The 18,076-nt window shown below is 73.3% G+C and carries 15 protein-coding genes; 11 read left to right on the top strand and 4 right to left on the bottom strand.

Annotated elements, in window-relative coordinates:
- Window positions 1-127 precede the first annotated feature (127 nt).
- From ACBJ59_RS31690 to ACBJ59_RS31670, 5 genes are all read left to right on the top strand, one after another.
- Window positions 128-1,285 carry an alkaline phosphatase PhoX gene (locus ACBJ59_RS31690; RefSeq protein WP_375113883.1) on the top strand — a complete coding sequence of 386 codons (1,158 nt, stop codon included), beginning with the start codon at window positions 128-130 and terminating at the stop codon, window positions 1,283-1,285.
- Window positions 1,286-1,379: 94 nt separating this feature from the next.
- Window positions 1,380-2,399: an Acg family FMN-binding oxidoreductase gene (locus ACBJ59_RS31685; protein WP_375113882.1), complete on the top strand. Its 1,020-nt coding sequence runs from the start codon at window positions 1,380-1,382 to the stop codon at window positions 2,397-2,399.
- Entirely contained in the window at window positions 2,392-3,807 is a 1,416-nt protein-coding gene (locus ACBJ59_RS31680) for a nitronate monooxygenase (RefSeq protein ID WP_375113881.1), read from the top strand. The genes ACBJ59_RS31685 and ACBJ59_RS31680 overlap by 8 nt, the downstream gene beginning before the upstream one ends.
- Window positions 3,808-3,895: 88 nt before the next feature.
- Complete coding sequence (locus ACBJ59_RS31675) at window positions 3,896-5,137, top strand: MFS transporter (RefSeq protein WP_375113880.1); 1,242 nt, start codon at window positions 3,896-3,898, stop codon at window positions 5,135-5,137.
- A gap of 115 nt (window positions 5,138-5,252) precedes the next feature.
- Entirely contained in the window at window positions 5,253-7,937 is a 2,685-nt protein-coding gene (locus tag ACBJ59_RS31670) for a multicopper oxidase domain-containing protein (RefSeq protein ID WP_375113879.1), read from the top strand.
- A gap of 90 nt (window positions 7,938-8,027) precedes the next feature.
- On the opposite strand, the gene ACBJ59_RS31665 is transcribed toward ACBJ59_RS31670, so the two are convergent.
- Window positions 8,028-8,459: a hemerythrin domain-containing protein gene (locus ACBJ59_RS31665; RefSeq protein ID WP_375113878.1), complete on the bottom strand. Its 432-nt coding sequence runs from the start codon at window positions 8,457-8,459 to the stop codon at window positions 8,028-8,030.
- 198 nt (window positions 8,460-8,657) lie between these two features.
- On the opposite strand from ACBJ59_RS31665, the gene ACBJ59_RS31660 reads away from it, so the two are divergent.
- The 4 genes from ACBJ59_RS31660 to narI are packed head-to-tail and all read left to right on the top strand — an operon-like array spanning window position 8,658 to window position 15,242.
- Window positions 8,658-12,329 (top strand): nitrate reductase subunit alpha, encoded by a 3,672-nt coding sequence (locus ACBJ59_RS31660; RefSeq protein WP_375113877.1) that lies wholly within the window; start codon window positions 8,658-8,660, stop codon window positions 12,327-12,329.
- Window positions 12,329-13,879, top strand: coding sequence for a nitrate reductase subunit beta (gene narH, locus ACBJ59_RS31655; RefSeq protein WP_375113876.1), 1,551 nt, complete (start codon window positions 12,329-12,331; stop codon window positions 13,877-13,879). The genes ACBJ59_RS31660 and narH overlap by 1 nt, the downstream gene beginning before the upstream one ends.
- A complete protein-coding gene (gene narJ / locus ACBJ59_RS31650; RefSeq protein WP_375113875.1) occupies window positions 13,876-14,535 on the top strand; it encodes a nitrate reductase molybdenum cofactor assembly chaperone in 660 nt (219 codons plus the stop codon). The genes narH and narJ overlap by 4 nt, the downstream gene beginning before the upstream one ends.
- Window positions 14,532-15,242 (top strand): respiratory nitrate reductase subunit gamma, encoded by a 711-nt coding sequence (narI, locus tag ACBJ59_RS31645; RefSeq protein ID WP_375113874.1) that lies wholly within the window; start codon window positions 14,532-14,534, stop codon window positions 15,240-15,242. Before narJ ends, narI begins: the two co-directional genes overlap by 4 nt.
- Here the strand turns inward: narI and ACBJ59_RS31640 are convergent.
- Window positions 15,202-15,645, bottom strand: a complete 444-nt coding sequence (locus tag ACBJ59_RS31640) for a pyridoxamine 5'-phosphate oxidase family protein (RefSeq protein ID WP_375113873.1) — start codon at window positions 15,643-15,645, stop codon at window positions 15,202-15,204. The genes narI and ACBJ59_RS31640 overlap by 41 nt on opposite strands.
- Window positions 15,646-15,837: 192 nt before the next feature.
- Here ACBJ59_RS31640 and ACBJ59_RS31635 point away from each other — a divergent pair, with 192 nt between their 5' ends.
- Window positions 15,838-16,224: a hypothetical protein gene (locus tag ACBJ59_RS31635; protein WP_375113872.1), complete on the top strand. Its 387-nt coding sequence runs from the start codon at window positions 15,838-15,840 to the stop codon at window positions 16,222-16,224.
- The gene (locus tag ACBJ59_RS31630; RefSeq protein ID WP_375113871.1) at window positions 16,221-16,658 is read left to right on the top strand and encodes a hypothetical protein; all 438 of its coding nucleotides are present in this window, start codon (window positions 16,221-16,223) and stop codon (window positions 16,656-16,658) included. Before ACBJ59_RS31635 ends, ACBJ59_RS31630 begins: the two co-directional genes overlap by 4 nt.
- Window positions 16,659-16,665: 7 nt before the next feature.
- Here ACBJ59_RS31630 and ACBJ59_RS31625 read toward each other — a convergent pair whose 3' ends face one another.
- Window positions 16,666-17,574 carry an alpha/beta fold hydrolase gene (locus tag ACBJ59_RS31625; protein ID WP_375113870.1) on the bottom strand — a complete coding sequence of 303 codons (909 nt, stop codon included), beginning with the start codon at window positions 17,572-17,574 and terminating at the stop codon, window positions 16,666-16,668.
- On the bottom strand, window positions 17,564-18,076 hold a 513-nt coding region (locus ACBJ59_RS31620; protein WP_375113869.1), incomplete at its 5' end, for a carbohydrate-binding protein. The genes ACBJ59_RS31620 and ACBJ59_RS31625, both read right to left, overlap by 11 nt.

Here is an 18,076-nt window from a genome sequence, read left to right as displayed (position 1 = left end):
CGCCCGCGCAAGCGCGCACCGGAATGTGTTCCACCGCACTGCGGCCGTTAACTTTCCTGACAGCCGGTTGTCCCCTCGCCCGACTTACTGTCAGCGAGGCCGCACCCCCCTCAAGGAGGTCTCCTCGATGGAGCGTCGTCATTTCCTGCGTGCTTCCGTGCTCGGCGCGGGCACGGTCGCCTTCTCCGGCAGTCTCTGGCAGGGCGCGGCGCTGGCCGCACCGGCCCAGAACGCCACCGGCCCCTACGGCCCCTTACAGGCCGCCGACGCCAACGGCATCCAGCTGCCCGCCGGCTTCACCAGCCGGGTGATCGCCCGCTCCGGGCAGGTCGTCCCGGGCACCTCCTACACCTGGCACAACGCCCCCGACGGAGGCGCCTGCTTCGCCGACGGCACCGGCTGGATCTACGTCTCCAACTCCGAGATCAACCCTGGCGGCGGCGCCTCGGCCATCCGGTTCGACTCCGGCGGCACCGTCACGTCGGCGTACCGGATCCTGTCCGGCACCCGGACGAACTGCGCGGGCGGGAAGACGCCGTGGAACACGTGGCTGTCGTGCGAGGAGGTCAGCCTCGGCTACGTCTACGAGACCTACCCGTTCGGCGGCACGGCCGTGCGCCGGCCGGCGATGGGGCGGTTCAAGCACGAGGCGGCCGCCGCCGACCCCGTACGGCGGGTGATCTACCTGACCGAGGACGAGACCAACGGGCGCTTCTACCGGTTCATCCCCACGACGTGGGGCGACCTGTCCTCCGGCACCCTCCAGGTCATGATGGCGGGATCCGCCACCTCCGGCTCGTTCACCTGGGCGGACGTGCCCGACCCGGACGGCTCGCCGACGGCGACGAGGAGCCAGGTGTCGGGCTCCAAGTCGTTCAACGGGGGCGAGGGCTGCCACTACGCGGGCGACACGGTCTGGTTCACCACGAAGGGCGACAACCGGGTCTGGCAGGTCAACCTGGCCTCCGGCACGTACGAGCTCGCCTACGACGACAGCCTGGTCAGCCCCGGCACCCCGCCGCTCACGGGCGTCGACAACGTCACCGGCTCCTCCTCCGGCGACCTGTACGTCGCCGAGGACGGCGGCAACATGGAGATCTGCCTGATCACCCCGGACGACAAGATCTCCCCGTTCCTGCGGATCGGCGGCCAGGGCTCCTCGGAGATCACCGGTCCGGCCTTCAGCCCGGCCGGCGACCGGCTCTACTTCTCCTCCCAGCGCGGCACCTCGGGCTCCTCCTCCGGCGGAATCACCTACTGCGTGACCGGCCCGTTCCGCACCTGACCTTCGGACCGGCGGCGCGAAACGGTCCATCGGACCAGCTGGAAGGGACTTTGGTCCCTGCCCCGGGCACCCCCGGGCGCGGGATCTTGGGGCCATGTCAGCTGTCATCTCCGGGGAGAAGCCGTTCGCCACCCGCGCCGGCGTGCGCGCGCTGGTGAACGCCGCCGTCGCGGCGCCGTCGGTGCACAACACCCAGCCCTGGCGCTTCCGCCGAGTCGACGACGCGACCATGGAGCTGTACGCCGACCTCGACCGGTTGCTCACCGCCATCGACCCGATGGGGCGCGGCCTGGCCACCAGTTGCGGGGCCGCGCTCTGCAACCTCCGGCTGGCGCTCCGGATGACCGGGCACGACGCCCGCGTCACGCTGTTGCCCGACCCGGCCCGGCGTCCCGAGCTGCTGGCCACCGTGCGTGCCACGCCCGGTGACCCGCCGGGCCGGGACGAGCGGCTGCTGCACGACATGATCCCGCACCGGCGTACCAACCGGTTCCCCTTCGACGATCGGCGGCTGGCCAAGGACGTCTTCGTCGACCTGGTCCACGCCGCGTACGCGGAGGGCGCCACGCTCGTCCTGGTCAAGGGGCGGACGGCGCGGCGGGTGCTCGACATGGTCGGCGCGGCCGACGACACGCTGTCCGCCGAGGAGTCCTACCGCGCGGAGCTGGCCTGCTGGACCGCCCCGGACCGGCGCTTCGACGGGGTGCCCGCGCACGCCTTCGGCCCGCGCCCGCGCGGCGGTGAGCTGCCCATGCGCGACTTCGGGCTGGGCGGCCAGGCGGTGCCGGGGCAGGACCAGGCCCGGCGGAGCGCCGACTTCGAGTCCGACCCGCAGATCGCGGCCCTGTTCACCCGGCGTGACGGGCCGCGCGACTGGCTGCGCGCCGGGCAGGTGCTGCAACGGGTGCTGCTCGTCGCGACCACGCACGGCGTGTCGGCATCGATGTTCGGCCAGCCGCTCGACCTGCGCCCGGCACAGCACCGCGGCGACCGGACGGGGCCGCTCGGGCACGTGCAGATGCTGATCAGGGTCGGGTACGGCCCGCCGGTCCCGCGCGTGCCCCGCCGCCCCGTGTCCGAGGTCCTGGACGAGGCGGAGGCCCCGCGTGTCTGAGCCGGCGCGACCCGTCCTGATCCAGGGCGGCATGGGGGTGGGCGTGTCGGGCTGGCGGCTGGCCCGCGCGGTGGCCGCCACCGGGCAGCTCGGCGTGGTGTCGGGCACGGCGCTCGACGTCACCCTGGCCCGGCGGCTGCAGCGCGGCGACCCCGGCGGACACCTGCGCCGCGCGCTGGCCTGCTTCCCCGTGCCCGAGGTCGCCGAGCGGGTGCTGGGCCGCTATTTCGTGCCCGGCGGGTCCGGCCGGGACGTGACGTACCGGCCGGTGCCGCGGCTGGGGCTGCGCTACAGCCGGGCCCGCGACGAGCTGGCCGTGGTCGCCAACTTCGCCGAGGTCTTCCTGGCCAAGGAGGACCACGACGGCCCCGTCGGCGTCAACTACCTGGAGAAGATCCAGCTCGCCACGCCCGCCGCCGCGTACGGCGCGATGCTGGCCGGGGCCGACTTCGTGCTGGTCGGCGCCGGCATCCCGGCGGAGATCCCGCGCCTGCTCGACGACCTGGCCGAGCACCGCACCGCCCGGCTCTCGGTGAGCGTGGCGGGCGCCGAGGGGCACACGGCCGGGATCGACCCGGTCGAGCTGCTTGGCCACCGCCTGACGCCGCTGGCCCGGCCCCGGCTGCTGGCGATCGTGTCGTCCCACGTGCTGGCCGCGTACCTGGCCCGATCGCCGGCCACCAGGCCGGACGGGTTCGTGATCGAGTCGCCGGTGGCGGGCGGGCACAGCGCGCCGCCCCGCGGCCGGATGGTGCTCGACGCGGCGGGGGAGCCGGTCTACGGACCGCGCGACGAGGTCGACCTGGGCAAGGTCGCCGCGCTCGGGCTGCCGTACTGGCTGGCCGGCGGGTACGGCACGCCCGGCGGCCTGGAGCGGGCCTGGGCGGCGGGCGCGGAGGGGATCCAGGTGGGATCGGCGTTCGCGCTGTGCCGGGAGTCCGGGCTGGATCCCGTCCTGCGCCGGCGGCTGCGCGAGCGGACCGCGCACCGCGCCCTCCAGGTGCGCAACGACCCGCGGGCCTCGCCGACCGGGTTCCCGTTCAAGATCGCCGAGGTCGAGGGGACGGTGTCGGAGCCGGAGGTGTACGAGGCGCGGCCACGGCTGTGCGACCTGGGCTACCTGCGCAGCTCGTACGCCAGGCCGGACGGCTCGATCGGCTACCGCTGCCCCGCCGAGCCGGTGGACGTCTACGTGCGCAAGGGCCGCCCCGCCGAGGAGGCGGACGGGCGGCGCTGCCTGTGCAACGGCCTGCTGGCCGCGATCGGGCTCGGGCAGCACCGCGCCGACGGCTACGACGAGCCGCCGCTGCTCACCCTCGGCCAGGACACCGCCTTCCTCGACGGCCTGCCCGACGACCACTCGGCCGCCGACGTGGTGGCACACCTCCTGCTGGGAGCCCTCAGATGACCGGGCGGCCGCCGCTGCCACCTCGCCGCGCCCTGGGTCCCGAACCCCGACCGAGAATCCCTGAATCCATGAACCACGTGAGGATGACATGACGAACGCACCGGCCGCCCCTCGCGGTCGCACGCCCGCGTTGATGCTCGGCCTGGCGACATTGGGCTTCGCGGTGAACTTCTGGGCCTGGGCCCTGCTCAGCCCCCTCGGACCGCGTTTCAAGGAGCTGCTCGGCCTGTCGGCGGCGCAGCAGGCGCTGCTGGTCGCCGTACCGGTGATCGTCGGCTCGCTGGGCCGCATCCCCGTCGGCGCCCTGACCGACCGCTTCGGCGGCCGCGTGATGTTCCCCCTCGTCTCCGCCGCCGCCATCGTGCCCGTGCTGTTCATCGGCGTGGCCGGGCAGACCTCCCTGGCCGCCCTGCTGACCGGCGGCTTCTTCCTCGGCATCGGCGGCACGGCCTTCGCCGTGGGCGTGCCCTTCGTCAACGCCTGGTTCCCGCCGCACCGGCGCGGCCTGGCCGTCGGGATCTTCGGCGCCGGCATGGGCGGCACCGCCGTCAGCGCCCTGACCACCGTCCCCCTCGTCCGCACCGGCGGCGCCGCCACCCCCTTCCTCATCACCGCCGCCGCCCTGGCCGTCTACGCCGTCATCGCCTGGCTCGTCCTGCGCGACGCCCCCGGCCGCGCCGTCGCCACCCAGCCCCTCCTCACCCGCATGACCGACACCCTGAAACTGCCCATCACCTGGCAGGCCTGCGTCCTGTACGCCGTCGCCTTCGGCGGTTACGTCGCCTTCTCCGTCTACCTGCCCGCCTACCTGCAGACCGGCTACGGCCTGGAGCAGGCCGACGCCGCCAACCGCATGGCCGGATTCGTCGTCCTGGCCGTCCTGGCCCGGCCGCTCGGCGGCTGGCTCTCGGACCGCATCGGCCCGGTGCCCGTCCTCACCGGCACATTCCTCGTCGTCACCGTCATGGCCGCCATCCAGGCCCTCACCCCCAGCCTGCTGCCGGTCGGCACGATCGCCTTCCTCACCATGGCGGCGGCGCTCGGAGCCGGCAGCGGCGCCACCTTCGCCCTGATCACCCGCACCGCGCCGCCGGACAAGGTCGGCACCGTCACCGGCCTGGTCGGGGCCGCCGGCGGCCTCGGCGGCTTCGTACCGCCGCTGGTCATGGGCTTCATCTACGGCCGGCTCGGCTCCTACGGTCTCGGCCTTGGCCTCCTGGCCGTCACGGGCGTCCTCACCCTGGCCCTGACGGTGACCGTGGTCCGCTCCGCCACCACCCGCCGCACCACCCGCCCCGGCACTCCCCTCACCGCCGACCGCACCCGATGACCGCACGCGGGCGTGACGGACCACGGTGCGCACGCCGGGCGGGGCTCGCGGTGCTGATGTCCGCCGGATGCGCGATCACGCTGACGCGCTCCGGACACTAGAGGGAGGTAACGGAGTGAGTCCGGTCGATATCCGTATGGAGAAGGGCCGCCCGGCGCCCGCCGGGCCGCCGCCGCGCATGCGTGCCTCCTGGCACCTGCGCGCGAACGCGATCGTCGTCGGCTGGCTCGCCCTGACCGTCGTGGTGGCGACGGCGGGCGACGTGCTGCCGGCGCCGCGCTGGCTGCTGATCCACGTGTTCCTGCTGGGCGCGGTCAGCACCGCCATCCTGATCTGGAGCGAGCATTTCGCCGTGTCGCTGCTGCGCGTCCGCACCCCGCCGGAGCGCGGGAGCCTGGCCAGGCTGGCGGTGCTGAACGCGGCCACGGTCGCCGTCCTGATCGGGATGTCGGCGGGACCGTGGCAGGTGGCCGCCGCCGGCGCCGCGCTGGTGGTGGGAGTGGTGCTGTGGCACGCCGCCATGCTCGTCCGGCTGGTACGTCAGGCGCTGCCCGGCCGGTTCGGCCACGTCATCGGCTGGTACGTGTCCGCCGCCGCGGCGCTCGCCGCCGGCGGAATCCTGGGCGGGCTGCTGGCCGCGGACGTCTGGCACCACGGGCACGAGCGGCTGCACGCCGCGCACGCCCAGGTGAACCTGCTCGGCTGGGTCGGGCTGACCGTCCTGGGCACCCTGTTCACCCTGTGGCCGACGGTCCTGCGGACCCGCATGGCGGACGGGACCCGGCGGGCCTCGCGCGTGGGCCTGTGGCTGGCCGGGCCCGGGCTGGCGGTGGCCACCGGCGGCCTGCTGACCGGCTGGCGATGGGCGGCCCTGGCGGGGCTGGCGGCGTACGCGGCCGGTGGGCTGGCGGCGCTGGTGCCGCTGGCCGACGCGCTGCGGCGCAGGCGGCCGCACACCGGCGCCTCGTGGATGCTGGGTGCGGCGATCGTCTGGTTCGAGGTGGCGCTGGTGGCCGACCTGGTGGTCGTGGCCACGCGGCCGGCGCACGAGGTCGCCGCGGCGCTGGCACCGCTGCTGCCGCTGGTGCTCGCCGGGTTCGTCGCCCAGGTGCTGCTGGGCTCGCTGCTGCACCTGCTGCCCGCGGTGCTGGGGGGCGGGCCGGCCCGGTTCAAGGAGCACGCGGCGCTGCTGGAGCGCGGCTGGGCCGTCCGGCTGGTGGCGTTCAACCTGGGGGTTCCGCTGCTGGCCCTGCCGGTGCCGGGCCCGCCGGCGGTGCTGGGCTGGGCCCTGGTCCTCGGCTCGGTCCTGGCCTTCGTGGGCCTGGCCGGCACCGCCCTGATCAGAGCCCGCCGCCTGTCCACCGCCCCCCTGCCCGGTGCGGTCGGCGCGGCTCCGAGCCCGGTGGCCGGTGGCGAGAGCGTGGTCCTCAGCGGGGGCTGGGGGCGGTGGCGGCGGGTCATGCCTGCCGTGTCCGGTGTGGTCGCCGGGTGCCTGCTGACGGTCGCCGCCGTCGTCGTCGCCACGAGCGGTGGCTCGGGGCCGGCGACGGTGGTCGCGACCGGCTCGCGGACGGTCGACGTGACGCTGTCCGGGATGAGCATCCGGCCGTCGCTGATCGAGGCGCCCGCCGGGACGGTGCTGACGTTGCGCGTCACCAACACCGACGCCCAGCGGCACGACCTGCGCCTGGGCACCGGCGAGCGCACCCCGATGCTGGCGCCGGGAAGGAGCGCCACGCTGAAGCTGGAGCCGCTGGGCGAGGCCGTGGACGGCTGGTGCACGGTGGCCGGGCATCGCGCGGCGGGCATGACCATGCGGATCGTCCCCAAGGGCGCGGCGGCGGCCTCCCCGCGGAGCGGCGGACATGACGCGGGGCACGGCCGGAGCCGGAGCGGGGACCGGGCCACGACCACGGCACCCGGCCGGCTGGATCCGGGCGCTCCCATGACGCCGGGCTGGACCCCGTACGACGCGACCCTCAGGCCAGCCCCCGGCGGCACCCAGCACCACGTCGAGATCCGGGCCGGCGACACCGCCGTCCAGGAGGTCGCGCCCGGGGTGAGGCAGCGCGTGTGGACGTTCGACGGCACCATGCCGGGGCCGGTGCTGCGCGGCAAGGTGGGCGACGTGTTCGTCGTGACGTTCGTCAACGCGGGCACGATGGGCCACGGCATCGACTTCCACGCGGGGGCGACCGCGCCGGACGGGCCGATGCGCACGATCCAGCCGGGGGAGCGGCTGACGTACAGGTTCCGGGCCGAGCACGCCGGCGCGTGGCTGTACCACTGCTCGACCATGCCCATGAACCAGCACATCGCCAACGGCATGTACGGCGCGGTCGTCATCGATCCGCCGGACCTGCCCGAGGTGGACCGCGAGTACCTGCTCGTGCAGGGCGAGCTGTACCTGGGGGAGCCCGGCTCCGAGGCCCAGGCGGCCAAGATGCGGCGGGGCGAGCCGGACGGCTGGATGTTCAACGGCACCGCCGCCGGCTACGACCACGCCCCGCTGCGGGCCACGGCCGGGGAGCGGGTGCGGATCTGGGCGGTGGCCGCCGGTCCCAGCTCGGGCACGGCCTTGCACGTGGTGGGGGCGCCGTTCGACACGGTGTTCAAGGAGGGCGCGTACCTGCTGCGCAAGGGCGATCCCGGCGGGGCCCAGGTGCTGGACCTGGCGCCGGCGCAGGGCGGGTTCGCGGAGCTGGTCTTCCCCAAGGCGGGCACGTATCCGGTGGTGGACCACACGATGCGGCACGCGGAAGCGGGCGCGCACGGACTGTTCCAGGTGCGCGCCCGCTGATCGGGCCGGCCACGGGCGGCCGGCCCGATCAACCGGCGCGGGCCTTCCACACCGACGGGCCGGTCCCGGTGGTGAGGCCCGTGCGTGCCGTCAGGAGACGGGCGTGATGCGGTCCCACGCGGCGAGCGGGAGCATGATGACGGCGGCGGGGAACAACCCGTGCTCCTCGTGGTCGATGTGCTGGTGCAACCGGTCGAGGGCGGCCAGCACCGCGGCCCAGTCCGGCGCGCGCCGATCGACCGCCGCGAGCGCGCCGTGGATGCCCGCGTGCTCGCCGCAGAGCCGCTCCACCTCGTCGGCCAGCGAGCCCTCGGCGCGCAGCTCGGCGAACAGCCCGCTCTCCTCGGCGGCGGTGTGCGGGAGGAGCAGCGCCGGCAACTCGTCGAGCAGGGCGGCGGCGTCTCCGTGCCGGCCCTCGTGGATGGCCCGGCGCAGCGCCCCGGCGCACTCCTCGATGTCCCAGTGCTCCTGGGAGAGGCGGCCGATCAACGGGAACTCCCGGCAGCCGCAGTAGTTGCACATGGTCCAGTCCTTTCGAAGCACGCGGGCATCGGGTCGCCGCCTGCCAGCATCCCGCCGGCGACCGCCGCCGCGTCAGGGCCGAAGGTCCCGCCGATCGCGCTGATCGTGGGCCCATCGGGCCTCTGAGACGGGACTTTGGTCCCTGCCGTGAACCGGGTGGTGGCCACGAGGCTTGAGCCGTGTCAGCTGCTGCCTGCTATGGCGAGGAAGATTGCCGTGAGTGATATCGACGCGACCCCGGGGATGGGGCCGCTGCTGGCCGCCCGTACGTTCTTCACCAGGGCGGAGGTGTCGGCCGACGGCCGGACCCTGCACCGGATAGACCCCAGCGCCTGGGACCGCTTCTACCGTGACCGGTGGGCGCACGACAAGGTCGTGCGCTCCACGCACGGGGTGAACTGCACGGGCTCGTGCTCGTGGCAGGTGTTCGTCAAGGACGGGCTGATCACGTGGGAGCACCAGGCGACGGACTACCCGTCGGTGGGGCCCGACTCGCCCGAGTACGAGCCGCGCGGCTGCCCGCGCGGGGCCTCGTTCTCGTGGTACACCTACTCGCCCTCGCGCGTGCGCTACCCGTACGTGCGCGGGGTGCTCCTGGAGATGTGGCGCGAGGCGAAGGCCCGGCTGGGCGACCCCGTGCTGGCGTGGGCGGAGCTGACCGGCGACCCCGAGCGGTCCAGGGCGTACAAGCGGGCCCGCGGCAAGGGCGGGTTCGTGCGGTCGAGCTGGGACGAGGTCCTGGAGATCATGGCCGCCGCCCACGTGCACACGATCAAGCGGCACGGGCCGGACCGCGTCGTGGGGTTCTCCCCGATCCCGGCGATGTCGATGGCGTCGTTCGCGGCCGGCACGCGGTTCCTGTCGATGATCGGGGGCACGCTGCTGTCGTTCTACGACTGGTACGCCGACCTGCCGATCGCCTCGCCGCAGGTGTGGGGCGACCAGACGGACGTGCCCGAGGCCGCCGACTGGTGGAACTCCCGCTACCTGATCATGTGGGGGTCCAACATCCCGGTCACCAGGACGCCCGACGCGCACTTCATGACCGAGGCCCGCTACCAGGGCACCAAGGTCGTCGCGGTCAGCCCGGACTACGCCGACAACGTCAAGTTCGCCGACGACTGGCTGTCCCCGCATCCGGGTACGGACGGGGCGCTGGCCATGGCGATGGGTCACGTGACGCTGGCCGAGTTCTTCCGCGATCGCCAGGTCCCCTACTTCACCGACTATGTCCGGAAATACACGGACCTGCCGTTCCTGGTGACGCTGGAGGAGCGCGGCGACGCGTACGTCCCGCGCCGCTTCCTCACCGCCGCCGACCTGTCCGACGAGGGCGGCGAGAACGCCGAGTTCAAGACCGTCTTCCTCGATGGGAAGAGCGGTGAGCCCGTCGTGCCCAACGGCTCCCTGGGCTTCCGCTGGGGCGAGGAGGGCGAGGGCCGCTGGAACCTCGGCCTGGACGGCGCCGAGCCCGCGCTGACGCTGCTCGGGCGGCGCGCGGTCGCCGTGGACCTGCCGCGCTTCGACGAGGGCGACACCGAGGGCGGCAGCGTCATGCGCCGCGGCGTGCCGGTGACCGAGGTGGGCGGCAAGCTCGTCACGACCGTGTTCGACCTGCTCATGGCCCAGTACGGCGTCAAGCGCGACCTCCCTGGCGAGTGGCCGGACTCCTACGAGGACGCCACGCAGCCGTACACGCCGGCCTGGGCCGAGGAGATCACCTCGGTGCCGGCCGCGACGATCACCAGGATCGCCCGCGAGTTCGCCCGCAACGCCGAGCGCACGCGAGGCCGGTCGATGATCGCGATGGGCGCGGGCACCAACCACTGGTTCCACTCCGACCAGATCTACCGCTCCTTCCTGACGCTGGTGCTGCTGACCGGCTGCCAGGGCGTCAACGGCGGCGGCTGGGCGCACTACGTGGGCCAGGAGAAGGTCCGGCCGTTGATGAGCTTCCAGCACCTGGCCTTCGCCTTCGACTGGCAGCGCCCGACCAGGCACATGGCCGGCACCGCGTTCTGGTACCTGGCCACCGACCAGTGGCGCTACGAGCGCATCCAGGCCGGCGAGCTGGCCAGCCCGCTCGGCGCCGGCCTGTTCGAGGGCCGGACGTTCGCCGACTGCAATGTCCAGGCGGCGCGGCTGGGCTGGCTGCCCTCCTACCCCACCTTCAACCGCAACCCGCTCGACCTGGCCGACGAGGCCGCCGCCAAGGGCGTCCCCGTGGCCGAGCACGTGGTGAACGAGCTGACCTCCGGCCGGCTGCGCTTCGCCGCCGAGGACCCCGGCGACCCGGCCAACTTCCCGCGCGTGCTCACCGTCTGGCGGGCCAACCTGCTCGGCTCCTCCGGCAAGGGCAACGAGTACTTCCTGCGCCACCTGCTCGGCGCCGACGCCGAGCAGCGCAACGAGGAGACCCCCGAGGGGGCGCGGCCGGCCGAGGTGACCTGGCGCGAGGAGCCCGCCGAGGGCAAGCTCGACCTGCTCACCACGGTCGACTTCCGGATGACCTCCACGGCGCTGTTCTCCGACATCGTGCTCCCCGCCGCCACCTGGTACGAGAAGCACGACCTGTCCAGCACCGACATGCACCCGTTCGTGCACGCGTTCAACCCCGCCATCGCGCCGCCCTGGCAGACGCGCACCGACTACGACGCCTTCCTCTCCCTCGCCGACCGGTTCTCCGAGCTGGCCGCCGAGCACCTGGGCAGGCGCACCGACGTGCTGGCCGTGCCGCTCGTCCACGACACCCCCGACGAGCTGGCCCAGCCCGGCGGGCGGGTCCGGGACTGGAAGCACGGCGAGTGCGAGCCCGTACCCGGCCGGACGATGCCCAAGCTGGTGACGATCGAGCGCGACTACGCGGCCACCGCCCGGCGCATGCGCGGCATCGGCCCGCTGTTCGAGCGGCAGGGCCTGACCACCAAGGGCATCACCTACCAGGTGGGGCCGGAGCTGGACTACCTGCGCACCAAGAACGGCGTCACCCCGGAGGGCGACGTCTCCCTGGCCACGGCCGAGGGCATGTGCGAGGCCATCCTCGCGATGTCGGGCACCACCAACGGGCGGCTGTCCACGCAGGGGTTCGAGACGCTCGAACGGCGCACCGGCACCCGGCTGGCCGACCTGGCGGCCGAGCACGAGGGCAAGCGGATCACGTTCGCCGACACGCAGTCCCGGCCGCAGCCCGTGATCACCTCGCCGGAGTGGTCGGGCTCGGAGACCGGCGGGCGCCGCTACTCCGCGTTCGTCATCAACGTCGAGCGGGACAAACCCTGGCACACCCTGACAGGCCGCCAGCAGTTCTTCCTCGACCACGACTGGATCATCGAGCTGGGCGAGCAGCTGCCCGCCTACCGCCCGCCGCTCAACATGCACCGCCACTACGGCGAGCAGGGCGACGGCGAGGGCGCCGAGGTCACCGTCCGCTACCTCACCCCGCACTCCAAGTGGTCCATCCACTCCGAGTACCAGGACAACGCCTACATGCTCGCGCTCTCCCGCGGCGGGCCCACGATCTGGATGAGCGTGGCCGACGCCGAGAAGATCGGCGTGCGCGACAACGACTGGATCGAGGCGTACAACCGCAACGGCGTCGTCGTCGCCCGCGCGGTCGTCTCGCACCGCATGCCCACCGGGACGGTGTACATGTACCACGCGAAGGACCGCAACGTGAACGTCCCGCTCACCGAGAAGTCAGGCCGCCGCGGCGGCGTGCACAACTCCCTCACCCGGCTGCTGCTCAAACCCAGCCACCTCATCGGCGGGTACGCGCAGTTCACCTACGCCTTCAACTACTACGGCCCCACCGGCAACCAGCGTGACGAGATCACCACGATCCGGCGGCGGGCCCAGGAGGTCGATTACTGATGCGCGTCCTCGCCCAGGTGGCCATGGTGATGAACCTGGACAAGTGCATCGGCTGCCACACCTGCTCGGTCACCTGCAAGCAGACCTGGACCAACCGGGAGGGCGTCGAGTACGTCTGGTTCAACAACGTCGAGACCAAGCCCGGCATCGGCTACCCCAAGCGCTACGAGGACCAGGAGCGCTGGCGCGGCGGCTGGCAGGTCGACCGGCGCGGCCGGCTCAAGCTCCGCTCCGGCGGCCGGGTCAGGCGGCTGATCAACCTGTTCGCCAACCCGGACCTGCCCGACCTCGACGACTACTACGAGCCCGCCACCTACGACTACGACACCCTCATCAACGCCCCGGCCGGGCCGCACACCCCGGTCATCCGCCCCAAGTCCGCCATCACCGGCCGGGACATGGCCATCACCTGGGGCGCGAACTGGGAGGACGACCTCGGTGGCGCCCACGAGACCGCACCCGCCGACCCCAACCTGGCCGCGATGGCGGAGAAGGTGCGGCTGGAGTTCGACCGGACGTTCATGTTCCACCTGCCGCGCATCTGCGAGCACTGCCTCAACCCGGCGTGCGTGGCCGCCTGCCCCTCCGGCGCGATGTACAAGCGCGAGGAGGACGGCATCGTGCTGGTCGACCAGGAGCGCTGCCGCGGCTGGCGCATGTGCGTGTCGTCGTGCCCGTACAAGAAGGTGTACGTCAACCACAAGACCGGCAAGGCCGAGAAGTGCACGTTCTGCTATCCCCGGATCGAGGCGGGGCAGCCGACCGTGTGCGCCGAGACCTGCGTCGGCCGGCTGCGCTACATCGGGCTCATCCTGTACGACGCCGACGCCGTGCTCGGCGCCGCCCGCGTCGCCGACCCGCGGGACCTGCTCGAAGCCCAGCGCAAGGTGTTCCTCGACCCCGAGGACCCGGCGGTGATCGAGGCCGCCCGCGCCTCGGGCATCGGCGAGGACTGGATCAGGGCGGCCCAGAGGTCGCCGATCTACCGGCTGGCCATGCGCTACCGGGTGGCGCTGCCGCTGCACCCGGAATACCGCACGATGCCCATGGTCTGGTACATCCCGCCGCTGTCACCCGTGCTCGACGCGGTCACCGGGGCGGGAGCGGACGCCGACGACCCGGACAACGTCTTCCACGCCATCACCGACCTGCGCATCCCCCTCGAATACCTGGCGAGCCTGTTCTCGGCCGGGGACACCGAGGTCGTGGCCGGCGTGCTGATGAAGCTGTCGGCGATGCGCTCGTACATGCGGGCCCGCAGCCTCGACGGCACGGTCGCGCACGACCTGCTGGAGTCCGCCGGGATGACGGCGGCCGACATGGAGGAGATGTACCGGCTGCTGGCCATCGCGAAGTACGAAGAACGCTACGTGGTGCCCGCCGCGCACCGGGAGGACGCGGCGGCGCTGTCCGCGCAGGCCGACGGGTGCAGCCTGGACGGCGATGGAGGGCCCGGCATGTCCGGGTTCCACCCCACCGGGCTCACCGGGAAGCGCGGGGACGGCCGCCTGGGGCTGAAGCTCTTCGTCGGCAAGGGAGGCACGGCATGAGACTCCTCTCCCGGCCGGACACCACCTACGTCGAGCGCCCCGAGGACCGGGCGGCGCTGCTGCGGCTGGTCTCGCTGCTGCTGCAGTATCCCGACGCCGGGCTGCTCGCGGCCCGCGCCGAGCTCGGCCGCGCCGTCGCCGCGCTGCCGGTCCCGCAGCCGGCCCTCGAGGAGTTCATGCGCTGGTTCGGCGACCGGGACCCGATGTCGCTGGCCCGCGACTACGTGCGGACCTTCGACCTGCGCCGCAGGTCCAGCCTCTACCTCACCTACTACCTGCACGGCGACACCCGCCGCCGCGGCATGGCCCTGCTGACGCTCAAGCAGCGCTACCGCGTGGCCGGGCTGACCCCGCCCGAGGGCGAGCTGCCCGACTTCCTGCCCGTGGTCTGCGAGTTCGCGGCCCTGGCCGGGCCGTCCGCGGGGGAGGCGCCGCTGCGGCAGCACCGCAAGGGGCTGGAGCTCATCCGTACCGCGCTGCGCGCCGCGGGCTCGCCGTACGCGCTGGTGCTCGACGTGCTGTGCGCGGCCCTGCCCGACCTCTCCGAGGCCGAGCGGCTGGCCGTCGCCGACCTCGCGCTGGCGGGACCGCCGGCCGAGGAGGTCGGCCTGGCCCCGTACGGCCCGCCCCTCAACGAGATGGAGGTGCGGCCGTGAGTGTCGCGCTCTGGGTCGTCATCCCCTACATCGCCCTGACCGTCTTCGTCGTCGGCCACGTCTGGCGCTGGCGGGCCGACCAGTTCGGCTGGACCACGCGCACCACCCAGGTGCTGGAGAGCCGGCTGCTGCGGCTCGGCTCGCCGCTGTTCCACCTCGGCGTGTTCGCGGCCATCGGCGGCCACGTCATCGGCCTGCTCGTCCCCAAGAGCTGGACCGAGGCGGTCGGGGTCGACGAGCACCTCTACCACCTGGTGTCGGTGAGCGCCGGCACCGTGGCCGGGGTGATGGTGGTGGCCGGGCTGGTGCTGCTGCTGGCCCGCCGCCTGGCCACCCCGCGGGTCCGCCGCACCACCACCCGCATGGACAAGGCGCTCTTCACCGTCATGGCGGTGGTGATCGCGCTCGGCATGGCCGGGACCGTGGGCCGCAACCTGCTCGGCGGCGGCTACGACTACCGCGACACGATCGCGGTGTGGTTCCGCGGCGTCCTGACCTTCCGGCCGGACCCGGACCTGATGGCGGACGTCCCGCTGGTGTACCAGCTGCACGCGCTGGTGGCGTGGGTGTTCGTGGGCATGTGGCCGTTCACCAGGCTCGTGCACGTCTGGTCGGCGCCGATCGCGTACCTGTGGCGGCCGTACGTGGTCTACCGCCGGCGTACCGCTAGGCCGGAGCCGCGGCGGGAACCAGCACGAACCCCGTGACGATCTCCGGCTGGACCCGGATCACCTGGTCCATCTCGCCCGCCACCCAGGGGCGGAGCATCGCCTTGAACCGGGCCGCCTCGTGCGGCTCGGTCACCAGGCGGGCCACCCCGGTGACGATGACGCTCCAGCCCAGGCGCTCGTGACCGTCCAGCTCGTCGGCCTCGTACGCCACCACGGCCTCCGAGGGCGCCACGTGGGAGCTGAGGATCGTGCCGGGACTGGAGCGGATGATGATCTGCCCGTCCACGACGACGTGGTTCACCGGCCGGACCGCGGGCAGCGCGTGGCGGGTGAAGACGATCCGCCCGAACGGCACCCCCGCCAGCAACTTCAGGGCCTCGGCCGCGGGCAGTTCCCTGAGCCGGCGGGCATCCGTCCGGTCGTCGTCCTGGTACGTCACCCCGACAGCCTGCCGCCCCCGGCGATGCCGCGAGTAGGGACCAAAGTCCCCTCTTCCCGGGAGAAGGTCCCTGCCCGCCGATCCGGCCGGAAGGCCACGCGGATCGGGACCAACGGCCCTACCCGGCCCGGGGGCCGCCCCGCCAGGCTCGTAACCTGCCACCAACCGTCGCGAACACCAAGGAGACCCCCGATGAGCACCCGGAGGGAAGGCCGGCTCCCAGCCGCTCACGAGGCGGTGATCTCCGCCTACGCCACCGCGCTGGCCGGGTCCGCCCTGGCGGACTCCAGCAAGGCCGCCTATCTCCGTCGCGTGCGCGGCTTCCTGAGATGGATCGCGACGGAAGGCGACGGCCCGCCGGCCGACATGGCGGCGGCGGTCCGGGTGGCCCAGCGCTACGGCCTGCACCTGCGGCACGCCCGCTACGCCACCACCACCGTGGACGGTGTCATCGCCGCCCTCGACGACTTCTACGCCCGCTCCGGCCTGGGCGCCACCGGCCTGCGCCGCAGGTGCGGCCCCTCCGGCACCCGGTTGGAGGGCGAGAACCCGCCGGTGCTGGACCTGAGCGCGCCATGACCTGGTGGTCGGTGGTGCGCTTCGCGCACGTGCTCGGGGCCGCGCTGTGGGTCGGCGGGCAGCTCAGCGTCTCCCTGGTGCTGCTGCCGCTGGCCCGGAGGCTGCTGGACGAGGAGCGGCGCGGCCAGGTGCTGAAGGCCGTCGGCCGCCGCTTCGGCCTGCTGACCGCCGCCGTGTTCCTGCCCGTGCAGCTGGCCAGCGGTGTGGCCATGGCCTGGCACAAGGGCGTCACCTGGGCCTCGCTCGCCGAGCCCGGTTACGGGCGGATCCTGGCCGCCAAGCTGCTGCTGTTCTGCCTGGTCATGGCGGCGGCGGGGGCGCATGGATGGGCCACGGGAGCCGGCCGGCCCCGGCTGGCGCGGGCCCTGGCGGTGACCTCGCTGGTGGGCTCGCTCGGCGTGGTGCTGCTGGCCACGGCGCTGCCCGCCACCTGACCGCGGTTCAGGAGTGGACGCGCCCGAGGAAGTCGCGGACGAGGGGGACGATCTCCCCGAGGCTGGTCTCCAGCGCCCAGTGCCCGGCGTCGAGCAGGTGCAGCTCGGCGTCCGGCAGGTCGCGCAGGTACGCCCTGGCCGACTCCTCCGGCATGTAGCCGTCGTGCGGCCCCCAGACGATGAGCGTCGGCGGCCGGTGCTCGCGCAGGTACGCCTGCTCCTTGGGGAACCAGCCGAGCGTGGTCGCCTGGTCCTCGAACAGGCCCACGACGTTGGCCCGGCGCCGCGGCGTGTCCATCAGGCTCCAGTGCAGCTTCCACAGGTCCGGGCTCACCCGCGCGGCGAGGTGCGGGGGCAGCTCGCCGGCGAACTCGTCGCGGAAGCCCTCCTCCGAGACGTTGCCGGCCATCTTCTCCCGGCCCTCCGGCGTCGGGTTCGACCAGAACTCCTTCAGCCACGCGTACTTCGGGCCCAGCGCGTCCTCGTAGATGTCGCCGTTCTGGATGACGAGCGCGGCGACCCGCTCGGGTGCCCGCATGGCCAGCCGGAGGCCGAACTGGGAGCCGTAGTCGTGCAGGTAGACGGCGTACCGCGACAGCTCCATCACCTGGGTGAAGCGTTCGAGGAAGCCGGCGTAGCCGTCGAAGGTGTAGGAGAAGTGCTCGGGGGTGCCGCTGTAGCCGAAGCCCGGCAGGTCGGGGGCGAGCAGGCGCCAGCGGTCGCCGAGGGCGGGCATGAGGCCGCGGAACTCGTACGAGGAGCAGGGGTAGCCGTGCGGCAGCAGGAACACCGGGGCGTCCGGCGGGCCGGCCTCCCGGTAGAAGATCTCGATCCCGTCCACGTCGATCGTCCGGTGCGCCACGGGCGCGGGCAGGTGCGACATGGAGGCCCCCTGCCCGGTGCCGTCAGGGGCCATACCTGCCCAAGGTGAAACTGTCGACGTCGAACAGGAACCCCCTGCCGCCCTTGAAGACCAGATGGAGCGGGCCGGTGGCGGAGGCGGTCAGGGTGGTGGCGACGTCCCGGAAGCTCTCCCACCCGCCCGTGACGGGCACGGTGACCGAGCCGAGGAGCGGCCCGCGGGGCGAGCCCGAGCGGACCTGGATCGTGCCGCCGGAACCGGCCGAGGAGACGCGGGCGGAGAAGGCCGTCGCGCCCTCCGTGGTGACGTGCGCGTAGCCCGCCCAGTCGCCGTCGTTGATGTGGCCGAGCGTCTTTCCGCCGCCTGCGGGGGAGTGGCGGACGGCCCGCACGCCACGGCTGGAGGTACAGGACTCGGCCTCCACCGTGACGCTCAGCTCCTTGACGCGGATGTTGCGGAAGGCGACCTGGTCGGAGGCGCCGTGGTTCTGGATGCCGACGTGGCCCTGGCGTAGCGAGCGTGCCGGGTCGGCGTTGGTGAAGTCGTTGATCTGCAC

The sequence above is a fragment of the Nonomuraea sp. MTCD27 genome, from assembly GCF_041950495.1.
In the GTDB taxonomy this organism is placed as follows: Bacteria; Actinomycetota; Actinomycetes; order Streptosporangiales; family Streptosporangiaceae; genus Nonomuraea.
Note: the sequence above shows the minus strand (reverse complement) of the source record. Positions and strands in the feature narration are given on the sequence as shown.